Origin of the sequence: Kitasatospora sp. NPDC051853, assembly GCF_044452665.1 — a bacterium.
Taxonomy (GTDB): domain Bacteria; phylum Actinomycetota; class Actinomycetes; order Streptomycetales; family Streptomycetaceae; genus Kitasatospora.
The window spans coordinates 598385-614926 of record NZ_JBITBY010000002.1; the positions used below are offsets into that span (position 1 = coordinate 598385).

At 73.7% G+C, this 16542-nt stretch carries 17 protein-coding genes; 7 read left to right on the forward strand and 10 right to left on the reverse strand.

Annotated elements, in window-relative coordinates:
* Positions 1-22: 22 nt before the first annotated feature.
* The 3 genes from ACIA8O_RS07365 to ACIA8O_RS07375 form a co-directional block, all read right to left on the reverse strand.
* Positions 23-1603 carry a dolichyl-phosphate-mannose--protein mannosyltransferase gene (locus ACIA8O_RS07365; protein WP_396292591.1) on the reverse strand — a complete coding sequence of 527 codons (1581 nt, stop codon included), beginning with the start codon at positions 1601-1603 and terminating at the stop codon, positions 23-25.
* Between the two features lie 106 nt (positions 1604-1709).
* Positions 1710-3086, reverse strand: coding sequence for an FAD-binding oxidoreductase (locus ACIA8O_RS07370; RefSeq protein ID WP_396292592.1), 1377 nt, complete (start codon positions 3084-3086; stop codon positions 1710-1712).
* Positions 3087-3285: 199 nt separating this feature from the next.
* Positions 3286-4572 carry an MFS transporter gene (locus ACIA8O_RS07375; protein WP_396292593.1) on the reverse strand — a complete coding sequence of 429 codons (1287 nt, stop codon included), beginning with the start codon at positions 4570-4572 and terminating at the stop codon, positions 3286-3288.
* Between the two features lie 121 nt (positions 4573-4693).
* Between ACIA8O_RS07375 and ACIA8O_RS07380 the strand changes: the two genes are divergently transcribed.
* A complete protein-coding gene (locus ACIA8O_RS07380; protein WP_396292594.1) occupies positions 4694-5251 on the forward strand; it encodes a MarR family winged helix-turn-helix transcriptional regulator in 558 nt (185 codons plus the stop codon).
* Between the two features lie 70 nt (positions 5252-5321).
* Here the strand turns inward: ACIA8O_RS07380 and ACIA8O_RS07385 are convergent, their stop codons facing one another.
* A complete protein-coding gene (locus ACIA8O_RS07385) occupies positions 5322-7145 on the reverse strand; it encodes a glycosyl hydrolase family 18 protein (RefSeq protein ID WP_396292595.1) in 1824 nt (607 codons plus the stop codon).
* Between the two features lie 361 nt (positions 7146-7506).
* Positions 7507-8004: a hypothetical protein gene (locus ACIA8O_RS07390; RefSeq protein WP_396292596.1), complete on the reverse strand. Its 498-nt coding sequence runs from the start codon at positions 8002-8004 to the stop codon at positions 7507-7509.
* A 106-nt stretch (positions 8005-8110) separates the two neighbouring features.
* Here ACIA8O_RS07390 and ACIA8O_RS07395 point away from each other — a divergent pair, with 106 nt between their 5' ends.
* From ACIA8O_RS07395 to ACIA8O_RS07405, 3 genes are all read left to right on the forward strand, one after another.
* A complete protein-coding gene (locus tag ACIA8O_RS07395) occupies positions 8111-8482 on the forward strand; it encodes a BlaI/MecI/CopY family transcriptional regulator (RefSeq protein WP_396292947.1) in 372 nt (123 codons plus the stop codon).
* The gene (locus ACIA8O_RS07400) at positions 8479-9357 is read left to right on the forward strand and encodes a M56 family metallopeptidase (RefSeq protein ID WP_396292597.1); all 879 of its coding nucleotides are present in this window, start codon (positions 8479-8481) and stop codon (positions 9355-9357) included. Before ACIA8O_RS07395 ends, ACIA8O_RS07400 begins: the two co-directional genes overlap by 4 nt.
* Positions 9358-9476: 119 nt before the next feature.
* Complete coding sequence (locus ACIA8O_RS07405; RefSeq protein WP_396292598.1) at positions 9477-10166, forward strand: alpha/beta hydrolase; 690 nt, start codon at positions 9477-9479, stop codon at positions 10164-10166.
* Between the two features lie 26 nt (positions 10167-10192).
* Here ACIA8O_RS07405 and ACIA8O_RS07410 read toward each other — a convergent pair whose 3' ends face one another.
* The gene (locus tag ACIA8O_RS07410; protein ID WP_396292599.1) at positions 10193-10609 is read right to left on the reverse strand and encodes a RidA family protein; all 417 of its coding nucleotides are present in this window, start codon (positions 10607-10609) and stop codon (positions 10193-10195) included.
* A 115-nt stretch (positions 10610-10724) separates the two neighbouring features.
* Here ACIA8O_RS07410 and ACIA8O_RS07415 point away from each other — a divergent pair, with 115 nt between their 5' ends.
* A complete protein-coding gene (locus ACIA8O_RS07415) occupies positions 10725-11699 on the forward strand; it encodes a helix-turn-helix transcriptional regulator (protein WP_396292600.1) in 975 nt (324 codons plus the stop codon).
* A gap of 146 nt (positions 11700-11845) precedes the next feature.
* On the opposite strand, the gene ACIA8O_RS07420 is transcribed toward ACIA8O_RS07415, so the two are convergent.
* Positions 11846-12400: a DoxX family protein gene (locus ACIA8O_RS07420; protein ID WP_396292601.1), complete on the reverse strand. Its 555-nt coding sequence runs from the start codon at positions 12398-12400 to the stop codon at positions 11846-11848.
* Between the two features lie 108 nt (positions 12401-12508).
* Between ACIA8O_RS07420 and ACIA8O_RS07425 the strand changes: the two genes are divergently transcribed.
* Positions 12509-12823 carry a barstar family protein gene (locus ACIA8O_RS07425; RefSeq protein ID WP_396292602.1) on the forward strand — a complete coding sequence of 105 codons (315 nt, stop codon included), beginning with the start codon at positions 12509-12511 and terminating at the stop codon, positions 12821-12823.
* Here the strand turns inward: ACIA8O_RS07425 and ACIA8O_RS07430 are convergent.
* Positions 12810-13376: a DUF6939 family protein gene (locus ACIA8O_RS07430; RefSeq protein ID WP_396292603.1), complete on the reverse strand. Its 567-nt coding sequence runs from the start codon at positions 13374-13376 to the stop codon at positions 12810-12812. The two genes, ACIA8O_RS07425 and ACIA8O_RS07430, sit on opposite strands and share 14 nt — an antisense overlap.
* A 43-nt stretch (positions 13377-13419) precedes the next feature.
* Entirely contained in the window at positions 13420-14994 is a 1575-nt protein-coding gene (locus tag ACIA8O_RS07435) for an FAD-dependent monooxygenase (protein WP_396292604.1), read from the reverse strand.
* Positions 14995-15304: 310 nt separating this feature from the next.
* On the opposite strand from ACIA8O_RS07435, the gene ACIA8O_RS07440 reads away from it, so the two are divergent.
* On the forward strand, positions 15305-15922 hold the full coding sequence (locus ACIA8O_RS07440) for a MarC family protein (RefSeq protein ID WP_396292605.1): 618 nt from the start codon (positions 15305-15307) through the stop codon (positions 15920-15922).
* Between the two features lie 7 nt (positions 15923-15929).
* On the opposite strand, the gene ACIA8O_RS07445 is transcribed toward ACIA8O_RS07440, so the two are convergent.
* Positions 15930-16355 (reverse strand): Lrp/AsnC family transcriptional regulator, encoded by a 426-nt coding sequence (locus ACIA8O_RS07445; protein WP_396292948.1) that lies wholly within the window; start codon positions 16353-16355, stop codon positions 15930-15932.
* Positions 16356-16542 lie beyond the last annotated feature (187 nt).

The window sequence follows — 16542 nt, forward strand, 5'->3', positions numbered from 1 at the left end:
CCGACCGTCACCCGGCCGGCCGTCAGACCCAGGTGGTGAACCACATCCGGTCCTGCCACTCCGACATCGGGATCACCTCCGCCGTGTAGAGCGGCAGGAAGAACGCGAAGCACCCCACCACCGCCAGCACGATCGCCCCCGCCCCCACCGCGCCCCACCGCCGCCGCTCCGCCGAGCACCCCTCGGGCCCGAGCAGGCCGCCGAGCAGCTGGGCCACCGCCAGACAGAGGAAGGGCACCAGCACCACCATGTAGAAGGAGAAGGTGGTGCGGCCCTGGTAGCCGAACCAGGGCAGGTAGATCCCGGCCACCGCGCAGAGCACCGCGCCCGAGCGCCAGTCCCGCCGGAAGAACCAGCGCCACAGCGCGTACAGCAGGGCGAAGCAGCCGGTCCACCAGAGCAGCGGGGTGCCGAGGGCGAGGATCTGCGAGGCGCAGCCGCCGGTGCTGGTGCAGCCCTGCTGACCGTCGGGCACCTGCTGCCAGTACATGGAGACCGGGCGGCCCTGGACCAGCCAGCTCCAGGCGTTGGACTGGTAGGTGTGCGGGGTGGAGAGCCCGGTGTTGAAGTCGTACATCTGCTGCTGGTAGTGCCACCAGCTGCGCAGCGCGTCGGGTACCCAGGAGGATTCCTGCCGGTCGGCCCACCGCCGGTCGTAGCCGCCGTCGGTGACGAACCATCCGGTCCAGGAGAGCAGGTAGACCAGGGCCGCGACGCCGACGGTCGAGAGGAAGGCGGGCACCGCGTCCCGGCGCAGCATCGAGGCCCAGGGGCGGCGGGCCCCGGCCCGGCGGCGGGCGGCCTGGTCCCAGAGCACGGTCAGCAGGCCGAAGGCGGCCAGTACGGGGAGGCCGTTCCACTTCACCGAGCAGGCGCAGCCGAGCAGCACCCCGGCCGCCAGCCGCCAGGGCCGCCACCCGAGCCGGGCCCGGTCCCCGTCGACAGCGTCCCCGGCGGCAGCGCCCCCGGCAGCGCCCCCGGCGGCGGCCCCGGTCCGGTACGCGGGCAGCCGCTCGCGCACCCGGTCGCGGTCGACCAGCAGGCAGCCGAAGGCGGCCAGCACGAAGAACATCAGCACGCCGTCCAGCAGGCCGACCCGGCTCATCACGAACTGGAGGCCGTCCACCGCCATCAGCAGCGCGGCGGTGCAGCCGAGCAGGGTGGAGCCGAACAGCCGGCGCCCGATCCGGGCCAGCATCAGCACGGTGACGGTGCCGAGCAGCGCGACCGCGAACCGCCAGCCGAGCGGGTGCAGGCCGTAGGCCCACTCGCCGAGGGCGATGACCCACTTGCCCAGCGGCGGGTGGGCGATGAACTCGGGGGCGGAGGTGAGCGGGATCTGCTGCGGGACGGCAAGGATCTGCGCGTTGGCGTCGTCCGGCCAGACGCCCTCGTAGCCCTGCCGGAGCAGGGACCAGGCGTCCTTGGGGTAGTACGTCTCGTCGAAGACGAAGGCGTTGGGGTACCCGAGGTTCCAGAACCGCAGCAGCCCGGCGAAGAGCGCCACCCCGACCGGCCCGAGCCAGCCGACGTACCGGGCGGGCCGGGACCGCTGCACGCGTTCGACGACGCTCCTGCTCTCCACCGCTTGCGTCGCCGTCATGCCCTCGCCGATTCGTCGCCTGGCTCTGATCCCTGACCGACCGACAGTTTTGTCGGCTTTGCCGGGAATCCTAGCCGTGGCGACGGGCCGGGCGAGGGCGATCTTGTCAGGCCGGGACGATGTTGTGGTTCAGGTGGAAGACGTTCTCCGGGTCGTAGGCCGACTTCACGGCCGCCAGCCGGCGGGCGTTGCCGGTGCCGAGCCCGGCGGCGACCCGCTCCGGGCCCTCGTCGCCGATGAAGTTGAGGTAGACCGCGCCGATCGACCAGGGCAGCATGTCCTCCCGCACCCCGCGCGCCCAGGCCGTGCCCCGGGCGTCGTCGGCCGGGTCCTCCCAGACCCCGAACGGGTGGACCGCCCAGGGGGCGACCCGCCAGGGCACCGGGTAGTCGCCCGCTCCCCGGGCCACCGCGCCGCCCATCGGGAAGAAGGCGTGCATCGAGGCCGAGGGGCTGATCATCTCCTCGCCCCGGGCGCAGAACAGCTCGACGGCCTGCTCGGGGAACTCGCTCAGGTACTCGGCGGACCAGTAGTTCCGCTCCCCGGGCGGGTCGTCCAGCATGCACTGGACCTCCGCGTACGGGAGCTCGGCGATCATCTCCCCGATGTGGCCGTGCCCCAGCATCGGGGCGAAGACCTCCCGGGCCGCTGCCTCGCCGCCGGTGTAGGTCAGCAGCACCCCGACCCCCCGCTTGCCGACCAGCTCGGCCGGGACGAAGGGCGCGGGCGGGCCGGTGAGGTAGACGAAGCCGCCGCCGATCTCCTCCGGGGCGCCGGCCATGTACTCCCGGAAGCGGCGCAGGATGTCCGGGCCGGCCTCCGGCTGCCAGAGCAGCAGGGCCATCGTGAAGTTGGGCAACTCGTGCAGCCGGAAGGTGAGTTGGGTGACGACGCCGAAGTTGCCGCCGCCGCCGTGCAGGGCCCAGAACAGCTCGGGGTGGCGGTCCTCGTCGGCGGTGACCAGCTCGCCCTCGGCCGTCACCAGGGTGGCCGCCAGCAGGTTGTCGCAGGCCAGTCCGTACTTGCGCTCCAGCCAGCCGGAGCCGCCGCCGAGGGTCAGGCCGGCCACGCCGGTGGAGGAGTCCCGGCCGCCGGTGGTGGCCAGCCCGTACCGCTGGGTGGCCCCGTCCAGGTCGGCCATCAGGGCGCCGCCGCCGACCCGGGCGGTGCCCGCCTCCGGGTCGACCACCACGGAGTTCATCCGGCGCAGGTCGACCACCAGCCCGTCGTTGACGGAGGCTCCGCTGACGGCGTGGCCGCCGGCCCGGACGGCGATCTCCAGGCCGTTCTCCCGGGCGAAGGCGATCGCGGCGGCCACGTCGGCCGGTCCTTCGCACTGGGCGATCACCTGCGGGTGGCGGTCGATCATCGAGTTGAAGACCGTGCGGGCCTCGTCGTACCCGGCGCCGCCGGGGGTGATCACCTCGCCGGCGAAGCCCGCGCGCAGACCGGCCAGCAGTGTGGAGTGGAGTTCGGCGGCCATGGCACTCTCCCGCTCAGGAGGGGCGCCCTTGCTGCTGGTAGGACGTGCCGCCCTCCCCCGGCGCCGGACGGCGGGACACCCCGTACGGCCGCTCCGACGCGCTCCACGCCCCTCAAACGTAGACCCGGCCGTCACCCGACGCATTCTCTCGGGTGACGGCCGGGCCGTGGGTCTCGCGGGGTCTCGGCGGGAGGCCGGATCAGGCCGCGGTCTGGAGCTTCTCGGCGGTGATCCGGGCGTTGTCCTGAGCCGGCGTCAGCTCCTCGCGCAGGCGCAGCGCCAGGACCACGATCAGCACGGTGCAGAGCGTCATCGCGGCCAGGTAGACCGGCCAGGTGCCGGAGCCGACCAGCAGCACGCCGACCGCCGGGCCGACCGCGATGGCGATCTGCTTCACCAGCGCGTAGCCGGAGTTGTAGGTGCCGAGCAGCCGGGCCGGGGCCAGGTCGGCGACGATCGGGCCCATGGTCGGGGCCAGCAGCGACTCGCCGACGCCGAACAGCGCGTACACCGCGATGATCGCGACGGTGGCGGCCACCGCCTCGGTCCGGACCAGTCCGGCGACCAGCGCCATCAGCCAGGCGCCCAGCCAGACCACACCGGCGGCGGCCATCGCCGTGGTGCGGCGGCGGCGCTCGGTGATCTTCACCATGAACATCTGCAGCACCACGATGGTCAGCGCGTTGGCGCCGATCGCCAGGCCCAGGGTGGACGGGGCGGTGCCGACGGTGTCGGTGGCGAAGGCGGCGACGCCGGACTCGAACTGGCCGTAGCAGGTGAAGAAGATCAGACCGGCCAGCAGGCAGAGCCGCAGCATCGCCTTGTCCTTGACCAGCGCCGTGAGCCCCTGCGGGCCCTTGGGGCCGCCGGCCGGGGTGAGCACCGGCTCAGCCGCCGGGATCCGGGCGGTGCCGGTGACCAGGGCCAGGCCCAGGAAGGTGAGCGCCTCGATGGTGAACAGCCGGGTCAGGCTGGCCGGCTCGGCCACGTCCACGATCTGGCCGCCGACCAGGGCGCCGATGCCCATGCCGAGGTTGATCAGGGTGAACTGGAGCGCGAAGGCCCGCGAGCGGCTCGCCCTGGTGGAGCAGCGCACGATCATCGTGGCCAGCGCCGGCTGACAGGTCGTCACCCCGGCGCCGAACAGGAAGGAGGAGACCATCAGCGCGGCGGTGCCGGTGGCGTGCCCGAAGGCGAACGCGCCGGTGGCGGCCATCGCGGCACCGGCCAGCAGCACCGGCCGCGGCCCGTACCGGTCGATGCCCCGCCCGGTGAACGGCAGCACGGCGAGCGCGGCCAGCGCGAAGACGGTGAACACCATCCCGGCGGCCAGCGAGCCCAGCCCGCGCACCTGGTCCACGTAGACGAACATGTACGGCATCGTGAACCCGCTGCCGAACGCGCTGAGCGCGTTTCCGATCTGGACGCGGCGCAGCGGACCGCCCGCCCCGAGACGCCTGCCCTGCTGCTTCACCGTGCCGGCCACCGTGCACACCCTTTCAAGAGATACTTTTGAACTCGGAAGATTTCAGACCTAAACTCTAAGGATCGGAAGCCTTGCTTGTCAAAGTCTTAACAGGTGCACCGAGCCGTGGGAGGATGGAGCCATGAGCGCACCCAGACCCGCGACGCCGAACCCCGGCGAGCTGGCCATCGCCGAGCAGGTGGCCGTCTACCAGCGGGAATTCCCCACCGTCGACCCCCAGGTGGAGACCATCGTGTCCACCCTCTCCCGGGTCGCCCGGCGGATGAGCGTCGCCTACGGGCGCCAGCTGACCGTGCTCGGGATCACACCCGCCGAGTGGGAGGTGCTCAAGGCGCTGGTGGTGGCCGGCAGCCCGTACCGGCTGGGGCCGGGCGACCTGGCCAAGCGGCTGGGGCTGACCCCGGCCGCGATGACCCACCGGATCGACCGGATGGTGGCCGAGGACCTGGTCACCCGGGAGCGGGACGAGGCCAACCGGGTCCGGGTGATCGTCGAGCTGACCGCCAACGGGCGGGCCAAGTGGCTGGAGTCGATGCGGATGGCGGCGGTCTTCGAGGAGGAGCTGCTCCAGGACATCTCCGCCGAGGAGCGCCCGGCGCTCTCCGAGATGCTCGGCCGGATGCTCCGCCGGATCGAGGAGAGCCAGCCGGACGCCCTCGGCCGCACCGAGGACCTCTGACCCCGCCCCGTGAACGCCGGAAGGCCCCGGACTCCAGTGGAGTCCGGGGCCTTCCTGATCAGACGTCAGCTCACGGGGTGGGCTGCACGGTGCAGGCACCGTTGTCGGTCCAGACGCCCCACTGACCGCTCAGCGAGGGGTCCTCGTTGGTGGTCCACCACTTGTTGGTGTAGTTGTGACCCTTCCAGGAGACCTTGGTCGGGGTGGCGTACACCGCACCGGCGCTCCAGGACGGGGCGCAGGCGTTGGCCGGGACGGTCGGCGAGGCCGACGGGCTCACCGAGGTGCTCGGGGAGACGGACGGGCTCGGGCTGGCCGAGGTGCTCGGCGAGGCCGACGGGCTCGGGCTGGTGGAGTTGCTCGGGGACGGGCTCGGGCTCGGCGCGGCCGGGCACTCCGCGGCGGAGCCGTTGGTGGCCGACACCATCTTGTCGAACAGGGCGGTCTTGGTGCCCAGGTCGTAGAGGGAGAAGGCGAAGGAGCCGCCCAGGCCGTTGCAGTGCGCGTAGTCGATCTTGGCCTGGATCGAGCGGGCGTCCTCACCGGACCAGAAGGTGTTGCCGTCGTAGAAGTACGTGGTCTTCGCCTGGTCGTCCCAGAAGGTCTTGGCCGGGTTGTCGACGAAGCCCCCGAGCTCCTTGTACATCTGGATGCCGGGCACGTTGCCGCTCATCGCCGCACCGGCGGCCGGGCCGGTCGCGGACTGGAACAGGCCGTTCTTGCCGTTGTTGGGCACGCCGGTCCAACCGCGGTAGTAGAACGGGATGCCCATGTTGATCTTCTTGGCCGGGAAGCCGCCGGGGATGCCGTACTCGGCGTCACCCACGGTCCACGCCTTGATGGCCGCGTCGATCGAGTACTTGCCGGTGCCCGGCTTGACCGGGGTCATCGGGTCGTTCGGGCCCGAGTACAGCGGCGCCTGGTGGTTCGTCGGGCCCTTGGCGTCCCAACCACCGTGCATGTCGTAGGTCATGACGTCGAGGAAGGTCAGGTACTGGCCGACCTTGTCCGTCTCGATGTTCTTGATCTTGTCCTGGCCGGCACCGACCGCGGCCGCCAGGCCGTAGGTCTTCTTGTCCGCCGCGCCCTGGGCGTCCAGCTGCTCGCGGAACTCCTTGAGCAGCAGGGTGAAGTTCTGCTTGTCGGCCGGCGACTCGTGGTTGCCGAGGTGGCCGCCGCCGCCCGGGTACTCCCAGTCGATGTCGATGCCGTCGAAGATCCCGGCCGCCGAGCCCGCGCCGCCGTAGCCGGCGTCGACGGGCAGGTTGCCCTTGATGAACATGTCGATGCAGGAGGAGACCAGCTTCTTCCGGGAGGCGTCCGTGGCGGCCGCGTCCGAGAAGTACTTGGAGTAGGTCCAACCACCGATCGAGATCAGGACCTTGAGGTTCGGGTTCTTCGCCTTCAGCTTCTTCAGCTGGTTGAAGTTGCCCGCGATCGGCTGGCCCCAGGCGTCGGCGACGCCGTCCACCGAGATGTCCGCGCCGAAGCTCTTCTGGTAGTCGGCGAACGCGTCGCCCGCACCGTCACCCGCACTGGGGTTGTTCTCGTCCTGCGACGCGGCCTTGGTGGCCTCGAAACAGGTGAGGTTGGTGGGGTGGATGTTGGCGAACGAGTAGATCATGTAGTCCAGGTTCTTGGCGACGCCGGTGTCCTGGATGGTCTTCGGGTAGTACGCGTTCGCGTAGATCGACCACTGGTCGAAGTAGGCGACCTTGATGCCGCCGCTGGTCGCCGGGGCACCGGTGCTGTTGCCCGCGGCGGCCTGGGCGGACGTGCCCGCGGTCAGCGCGAGGCCCGCGCCCAGCAGCAGCGAGGCCGCCGTGCCGACCGCCAGCGCGGCCAGGCCCTTCGGGCGCCGACGGGTCGTCGGCTCCTGGGTAACTCGGTTCATGTTCTGGTGAACCTCCGGGTCGTGGGGGAACTGCCGTGCCGCCCGTGGGTGACCGTGCGGGGTGGGGCCGCAGGGCCGGCGGGCACGCCAGTGGAGGTGGAACGGGGACAGGGGGTGCCGAACCGGCGCCGGAGGTCTGGACCACCGGCGCCGGATCAGGGGCTCCCTGCACCTGGCCACCAAAAATGGACTAGACCAACCCCCCCGTCAAGACCCGTAGTTCCCCCTTGAGCCCCCGTTAAGGTTCGACCTGCCCGTGAACAGCCAAAAGCCGGTTCCGGCCATCCGGAACCGGCTTCCAGCCACCCCTGCATCCGGTCGATCTCCGTCAGATCCCCCTCCCCCGGTCCATCCGTCCAGGTCAGTAGCGGAGGGCGCTGCCCACCTTGGCGGTGACGGTGCCGGAGAGGGCGCGGTTGCTCTTGGCGGTGGCCTGGGAGGTGGCACCGGCGGCGGTCTCCGGGACGGAGAGGACGGCCGCGTCCAGGAGGTTCCCGGACGAGTCCTGGAAGTTGACGGTGAGGGTGTACTTGTAGGGCTGGGAGCCGGAGTTGGTGACGGTGACCGGGACGCTGGACTTGCCGTCGGGGTCGGTGGTGACCTCGCCGAGCTTGACGTCGTCCTTGGCGTCCAGGCCGCCCTTCACGCCGGCCAGCGCCGAGGAGGCCGCCGCCTGCGCGGAGGCCGCGGCGGAGGACGCCGAGGAGGCGAAGCTGTTGGCGGCGCTGTTCGCCGCCGAGGCCAGCGCCGAGGCCCCCGACTGCACCGCCGCCGAGGGCGACTTGTCACCGTCCGACGAACACCCCGTCAGCAGCAGCCCACCGGCCAGCAGCACACCCAGCACGACACGACGACCCACGACGCCCTCCAGAGCGGTCAACGGAACCTGCCCTCACCCTTGGCCGCCGCGCCACCGCCGGCCAGCAGGACGGTCCGGACGGGTGACTACGATGGGCCCCATGGTGGTGCGCAGCCTCGGGGACCTGGAAGCCGAGATCATGGACCGGCTCTGGCGGTGGGGCCGGCCGGCGACCGTGCGCGAGGTGGTGGACGACCTCAACGCGACCCGGCCGGTGGCGTACACGACGGTGATGACCGTGGCCGGGATCCTGCACACCAAGGGACTGCTGCACCGTCACAAGCAGGGCCGCGCCTGGGTCTACGAACCGTCCCGCAGCCGGGACGCGTACACCGCCTCGCTGATGCAGGAGGCGCTCGGCTCCACCCCCGACACCCCGGCCGCGCTGGCGCACTTCGTGGAACGGATCAGCCCGGACGAGGTGGCCGCGCTGCGGGCGGCGCTGGCCGCCCTGGACGGGCCGGAGGACCGGCGGTGACGGCCGCCGCGCTGCTGGCGCTCTGGGCCGTGCTGGTGACCGCCGCACTGCCGCCGCTGCTGGCCGGTGCCCGGTGGACCAGGCGCAGCCCGGTGCTGGGGGTGGTCACCTGGCAGACCCTGGGGCTGTCGGCGGTGCTCTCGGTGGCGATGGCGATCCGTCAGCTGGTGGACCCCTCGCCGCACCACCACGCCGGGCTGCTGCACCTGTGCGGGCTCTCCCCCGAGGCGGTCTCCGGCACGGCGCTGACGGTGGCCGCGCTGACCGCCGCCCGCCCGGCGGCGCTGCTGCTGGCCGCGCTGCGCACCGCCCGCCGGGACCGCCGCCGCCACCGCGAGCTGCTGGACCTGGCCGCCCACCGGGGCCGGGTGCCGGGCGGGGCGCTGCTGCTGGACCACCCGACGCCCGCCGTCTACTGCCTGCCCGGCCGCCACGCGCGGATCGTGGTCAGCCGGGGCGCGTTGACGGCGCTCAGTCCCGAGCAGCTGGCCGCGGCCCTGGCGCACGAGCGCGCCCACCTGAGCGGCCGTCACCACCTCGCCGTCTGCGCCGCGCAGGCGCTGGCCGGCACCTTCGGCCGGCTGCCGCTGGGCCGACTGGTCTGCGCCGAGGTGCGCACCCTGCTGGAGATGGCGGCCGACGACCGGGCGCTGCGCCGCCACTCGCCGCGGGCGCTGGCCACCGCGATGGGCGTGGTGGCCGGGGCGAGCGCCCCCGCCACGGCCCTGACCGCCGGGCACCAGGCGCTGGCCCGGATCGAGCGGCTGGCCACCGGCCGCCGCGCCTCCCGGCCCGCGCTGGCCCTGACCGCCGCCGCCCCGGCCGCGCTGCTGCTGCTCCCGCTCCTGCTGGTCTGCCTCCCCCACCTGACCTGACCTGCCCCGGCCTGACCTGACCTGACCGCCACCCGGGTGACGCTGCGCCCCCGCCTCCCGGCCCGGGCCCCGGACGGCCGATAGCCTCCGCCCAAGGTCCGTACACGGAAGGGCAGTTCATGAGCGTTCGACCCACCATCGTGCTGGTCCACGGCTTCTGGGGCGGGGCCGCCCACTGGGCGAAGACCATCGTCGAGCTGGACCGCCTCGGCCACACCGGCATCCGGGCGGTGGAGAACCCGCTGACCTCGCTGGCCGACGACGCCGAACGCACCAGGAAGATGGTCCGTCAGGTGGGCGGCCCCGTCCTGCTGGTGGGCCACTCCTACGGCGGCGCGGTGATCACCGAGGCGGGCGACCTGCCGAACGTGGTCGGCCTGGTCTACGTCGCCGCCTTCGCGCCGGACGCCGGGGAGAGCCCGGGCGGCCTCACCCAGGAGTTCCCGCCGGCCGCGGCGGCCAACCTGGAGCCGGACGGCGACGGGTACCTCTGGATCAAGCCCGACAAGTTCCACGAGTCCTTCGCCCAGGACCTGACCCCGGCCGAGGGCCTGGTGATGGCGGTGACCCAGAAGGCGCCGCTGGCCTCCACCTTCGGCGACCCGATCACCGCCCCGGCCTGGCGCTCCAAGCCGAGCTGGTACCAGGTCTCGGCCGAGGACCGGATGATCCACCCGGACAACCAGCGCCGGATGGCCGCCCGGATCGAGCCCCGCAAGACCGTCGAGCTCCCCACCAGCCACGCCTCCCTGGCCTCCGACCCGGTCTCGGTCGCGGCCCTGATCGACCAGGCCGCGTCCTCGCTCTGACCCGGCCCCGGCCCGACCGCCCGCCGCTACCGGCCGGACGGCGCCCGGACCGCCACCGCCTCGACCTCGAACAGGACGTCGGGCGCGGCCAGGGCCGCGACGCCGAGCAGCGTCTGCACCGGCGGGCGGTCACCCCACCCCTCCTTCACCGCACCGGAGACCGCCCCGAGCTTCGCGAAGTCGTGGTCCACCACGTAGGTGCGCAGCTGGACCACGTCGCCGAGGCCGAGCTCGTGGGCGGCGAGTGCGGTGGCGAGGTTGCGGAAGGCCTGCCGCACCTGCTCCTCGAAGCCGCCGGGGACCACCGATCCGTCCGGGCCGGAGCCGAACTGCCCGGCGACCAGGACCAGTTCCGCACCGGCCGGGACGGCGGTGGTGTGGCTGTAGCCGAACGGGACCGGGTCGTGCAGGCCGTCCGGGTTCACGAAAGTGCTCCGTGCCATGCGAGTTCGCCTCTCCTGGGGTGGTGGCTCCGTGTGGTGCCGGAGAAGAGCCTCGCAGGCAATCACGACACCCTCTGTCGGGTATCCCGGACGGGTCCTTCGGTAGGTTCGGCGGATGCGCGCCGATCGGCTGGTCTCCCTGGTACTGCTGCTGCGGCAGCACGGACGGCTCTCCGCGGCCGCCCTGGCGCGGGAGTTGGAGGTCTCCACCCGGACGGTGCTGCGCGACGTCGAGGCGCTCTCCGCCTCCGGCGTCCCGGTCTACGCCGAGCGCGGGCGACACGGCGGCTTCGCCCTGCTGCCCGGCTTCCGCACCGAACTGACCGGGCTGAACCACGAGGAGGCCCTCGCCCTGCTGGTGGCCGGATCCCGGCGCGGCACGCAGGCGTTCGGGCTCGGCACGGCGCTCGCCTCGGCGATGCTCAAGGTGGTCGACGCGCTGCCCGCCGGCCAGCGGGACACCGCGGCCGGGGTCGCCCAGCGCCTGCTGGTCGACCCGGAGACCGACCTGCTGGAGCGTCTGCTGGTCACCGAGGAGGTGCCGGACACCGTGGTGGCCGAGGTGCTGCGCGCGGTGTTCGCCGGGCGGAAGCTGCGTCTGCGGTACGCGGCCCCGGACCGGGCGGCGCGGTGGCGGACGGTGGACCCGGTCGGCCTGGTCTCGGTCCGCGGCCAGGGCTACCTGCTGGCCACCCGTTCCGGCGAGGACCGCACCTACCGGCTCTCCCGGGTCCTGGCCGCCGAGGGCCTCGCGGAGGCCGCCGAGCGGGACGGGAAGGTCGACCTGGAACGGGCCTGGCGGGAGCGGGGCAGCCGGTTCCGGGCGGGCGGCGAGGTGGTCACCGCGGTGCTGCGGGCGGCCCCGGAGCGGCGGGCGGAGCTGGTGGGCACCGCGCTGGCCGTGCTCGCCGAGGCGGCCGAGCCGGACGGCCGACTCCGGCTGGAGCTGAGCTTCCAGGACGCCCGGCACGCCGAGTGGGCCCTCTGGCAGGCGGGTCCGGACGCGGAGGCCCTGTCCCCGCAGTGGCTCCGCGAGTCCCTGCGGGGTCGCGCCGCCGCACTCCTCGCCCGCTACGACGGGGCGACCTGACAGGGCATCGGGAACGGCCGCCGGGCCGGGCGGACCGACCGGTGCGGCCGGGCGAGGACTCGGGCTGGGGCCGCCCGGCCAGCGGATCGAGCCGACGGGTGAAGCCGGCGGGTGAAGCCGACCGGACGGCCCCGGCGGACGGGACGTCAGGCGAGGCCGACGCCCGCCTCGTCGTCCGCGGCGCGGGCCTCGCGGCGGCGGACCACGTCCTGGCGGCGGGCGACCACCGCGGCCGCGCCGACGGCGGAGGCGGCGAAGGCGAGCAGGCTCAGGCCGGCGCCGTCGAAGCGGTGGCGGGTGAGGTGGTCGAGGGAGTAGCAGCCGGCGCCGGAGAGGCCGAGGGCCAGGCCGCAGGCCCCGAGCAGGGCCGGGTACTCGTAGCCGCCGCCCATCGCGAAGAAGCCGCTGGGGGCGTGCACGGAGATGGCCCCGGCCATGGTGCCGGCCACGATGGAGCCGGCCGCCGGGGTGGCCAGGCCGGCCACCAGCAGGGCGCCGCCGCCCGCCTCGCCCAGGCCGGAGGCGATCGCGCTCTGGCGGCCCGGTTCGAAGCCCATGTGCTCCATCGCCTTGGCGGTGCCCTCCAGGCCACCGCCGCCGAACCAGCCGAACAGCTTCTGGGTGCCGTGCGCGATGAGCACGCCGCCGACCGCGGCGCGCAGCGCCAGCAGTCCTAGGTCCTTACGGTTCAGACACGCCATGATGGGGCCTCAGTTCTCGCTCAACAGCAAAGCGGGACTAGCAAGGCCATCCCACACCGGGCCCGGCGCACCCTCACCCGGAGGACGCCATCCGAGCGAAGGACAGTCATGCCGAGCACGCCGACCCCGCCCGCCCCGACCTTCCACCTCGACAGCGCGGCGATCACCGACGAACCGTCCTTCTGGACCGCCCTCGCCGACGCCCTGGACGCCCCCGACGGCTACTACGGCCGCAACCTCGACGCCCTCGCCGACTGCCTGCGCGGCGGCTACGGCCCCGAGGCCCCGTTCACCCTGGTCTGGCACGACTCCGCCCACGCCCGCAAGGCCCTCGCCCGCCCCCTCCCGCACACCGGCGAGCGTTACTTCGACGCCGTCCTCGACGTCCTGCGCGACGGCGGCGTCACCGTCACGCTGACGTAGCCCCGGCCGGCCAGCTCCCCTCGGTCCACGCCCGCAGCAGCGCGGCGTGCGAGAGCGGAGTGCGCGGGTCGGCCACGTCCCCGTTGGTGGTGTAGTCGAGCAGCACCACGTCCCCCGTCCCACCCGCCCGGCGCAGCCGCTCCACCAGATCGGCGGCCCGGTGCTCCAGCACCCAGCGGTACGAGGGCAGGTAGACCAGCCGGCGGGCGGTCTCGTACGGCAGCAGCTCGCCGCCGGTCAGGCCGGTGCGGTGGCCGAGCACGGGGCCGTACCGGCGGACGGTGCGCTTGATCCCGCGCATCCCGGTGACGGCCAGCTTCGACGGGTCGACGTCGGCGCCCTCGAAGACCTTGAGGGCCTGCCAGATGCCCTCCACCGACTGGCTGGTGACGCCTTCGGAGTACGGCACGGGAATCCCCCCGTGCGGGTAGAACGGGCTCAGCCGCACCCACGGCTCCCCCGCCCGCGAGGTCACGTCCACCACCTCCGCGCCCGGGAAGGCGGCCGCCAGCGAGGCGGGCGTACGGCGGCGGCTGGCGACGTGGATCGGCATCGGGCTGCTCCGGACTGTGCGGTGACGGGCCGTCGAGTCTGCCTCAGGCCACTGACAGTCCGAGGGCCTTCCGGTGGGCGGCCAGTGCGGCGGCCTCCTCCGCGAGGGGGAAGCGGGCGGCGAGGTGGCCGTCGGGGCGGATCAGGAAGCCGGTGGGGCCGTCCGGCTGGTAGAGGCGGGCGAACTCCCCCGCGGTGTCCCGGTAACCGGGGCCGGGGCCGGGGTCGTCCGGGCCCAGCACGGTGACGGTGTCCAGGCCGTCGGCGGGACCGGGGTCGAGGTCGGGGCCGGCCGGGGCGTAGCGGAGCAGGACGTGGCCGGGGCGGCCGCGCAGGACGTCGAGCAGGCGCAGCGGGTAGGCCGCGAGCGGGGTGGTGAGCCCGGCGCAGTCGGGGGCGCGGTCGCCGGGGCGGGGGCCGCCGGTCCCGGGCGGGGCCGGCGGCCCGTCGTGATAGCCGACGAGCAGCTGGGCCTGACGGAGCATCAGGGTGGCGGGGTCGTCGGGGTCGGCCCCGGTGCCCTCGGTGGCGTGCCGGACGGTGCGGCCGACCACCTCCTCGCCGACCGGGCGGCGCTCCGCGTCGTAGCTGTCGAGCAGGGCCGGCCCGGCCTCCCCGCGCAGGACCAGGGCGAGCTTCCAGGCCAGGTTGACGGCGTCCTGGATCCCGGTGTTCATGCCCTGGGCGCCGGTCGGCGGATGGATGTGGGCGGCGTCCCCGGCCACGAAGACCCGGCCCTCGCCGTAGCGCGGGACGATCCGGTGGCTGATCCGGAAGACCGAGGACCAGCGCAGCCGGGAGACGGCGGCCCGCCCGGGGCCGAGCCGGTCCACGGCCGCCTGCACCTGGGCCAGGTCCGGGCCGCGGCTGCCGTCGATACCGTGGGCCGGACCGCCCGCCCCGGCGAGCTCGGGCGGGGCCACCGTGGAGAGCCGGTAGCGGTGGTGGCCGGGCAGCGGGACGGCGACCAGCAGGTCCTCCGTACCGTCCTCGGCCCGGCCGGTCGAGCGCAGGGTGAAGCCGGGCTCCAGGTCCCAGTCGACCTCCACGTCGGCCAGCATGTACTCCGCCGGGAGGGCCCCGCCCTCGAACGGGAGGCCGAGCCCCTTGCGGACGGTGCTGTGCGCCCCGTCGCAGCCGATCAGGTAGCGGACCCGGAGCTCCTCCTCGCCGCCGCCCGCGGTGCGCAGCACGGCGCTGACGCCGTCCGGGTCCTGACGGAAGCTCAGCAGTTCGGTGCCGCGCTCGATGCCGGCCCCGAGGCCGGCCAGGTACTCCTCCAGCAGCCGTTCGGTGTCGTACTGCGGCAGCGCGGCGAAGCCGTACGGCACCTCGGGCGGCAGCTCCAGCACCGTGCGGGCCCGCTCCCGGCCGTCCACCAGGGTGCGCTGCCCGCGCAGCGGGACGGCCTCCTCCAGCACGGCCCGGGCCAGCCCCATCCGGTCCCAGAGCTCCAGGGTGCGGGGCTGGATGCCGACCGCCTTGGCGTACGGGAGCCGCCCGTCGAGCAACTCGACCAGCCGGCAGGCCACGCCGTGCCGCCGCAGCTCGGCCGCCGCACTCAGCCCGACCGGGCCCGCGCCCACCACCAGGACGTCCGTACCGTTCACCACCGTCACCTCCGCCGTGCCGCCCCGTCCTCCATCCTGACCCCGCCCCGCCGGCCCGGCACCGCCACGGGCCCCCGCCCGTCGGCGGCCGGAAAACGCCCGCCGGTCGGGCGGCACCGTGCGGGAGGATGCCGGCCATGAGTGCGATCGAGGAGCTGGACCTGACCGGTTTCGTCCCCCGGGAGGGCGAAGACGGGGTGTGGTGCTCTCCGTCCACGACTTCGGCTCGGTGCCCGAGCCGGCGTCGGCGCTGAGCGGGACGGGTGGTTGAGGGGGCGTCAGGCGGGCGGGGGCGGCGGTGCTGGCCGATGCTGGGGTGGTGATCGCGTTCAACCTGAGCAGTGCGTTCGTCGCCCTCTTCGCCGTGGTCGGGCCGCCGAAGGTGCTGCTCACCTTCGCGCTGCTGGCGCGCACCCGGACGCACCGGGAGCTGGTGCGGCTGACCCTGGTGGCCACCGCCCTGGCGGCCGTGGTCGGCGCGGCGATGGCGTACTCGGCGGACTTCCTGACCGACTTCTTCCACGTGGACGACTGGTCGATCCAGCTGGCCGGCGGGCTGATCTTCTCGATCTACGCGGTGGCGCTGGTGCTCGGGGTGCACCTGGGCGGCGGGGACGACGGGGAGCACCTGGACAACCAGCTCGCCGAGGGCATCCGGGAGCTGCTGCTGCCGTACGTGGCCAGCCCGCTGGGCATGACGGCGGTGCTGGTCAGCTCGCTGGAGGAGGACAGCTGGGGCTGGCACTCCACGATCGCGGGGGCCTACCTGGCGGTGGTGGCGATCAACTGCGTCTGCGTCCTGGTGCTCTCCAAGCCGCTGCGGCGGGCGCACCGGACCTCGCTGGAGGTGCTCTCCCGGCTGCTCGGGCTGCTGCTGGCGGCGGTCGGGGTGGAGCTGTTCGTCACCGGGCTGGAGAGTCTGCGGAAGTTGTACTGACGACCGGTCAGGGCAGCTGGACCGGGCGCCAGGGCACCGGGCTGGAGAGGACCATCGAGCTGGACGGCTGCCCGTACCCCGCGAGCCGGTCGATCAGCCGCTCGAACTCGGCCATCCCGGCCACCGCGACCAGCAGCGCGCAGCAGGCCCCGCCGGTGATCCGGTGCAGCTGGAGCACCTCGGGCCACTCGGCCACCTCCGGGTCGCGCAGCACGCAGCGCGGTCCGTAGCACTGGATCTGCACCAGGGCGGTGACCTTGAGCCCGGCCCGGTCCAGGTCGACGTGGGCGTGGTAGCCGCTGATCACCCCGTCGGCCTCCAGCCGGCGGACCCGTTCGGCGACCGCCGGTGAGGAGAGGTTCACCCTGCGGGAGAGCTCGTTGTACGAGAGCCTGGCATCGGCCTGGAGTTCGGCCAGCAGCAGGCGGTCCACGGCGTCCAAGGGTGCTCCTTCGCGTTCGGCAGGCCGACGGCCTCCAAGACCTTCCGTTCGGAAGGCGGTGGGACCGATCCGGCATCCGTCGCCCATTCAATCCGGTGCCCCGCCGACCGCACAATGGGGGCCGCCCGCAGGCGGGCGGACGCGGCGGCACGCAGCGGCAGACGGAGCAGCAGGAGGA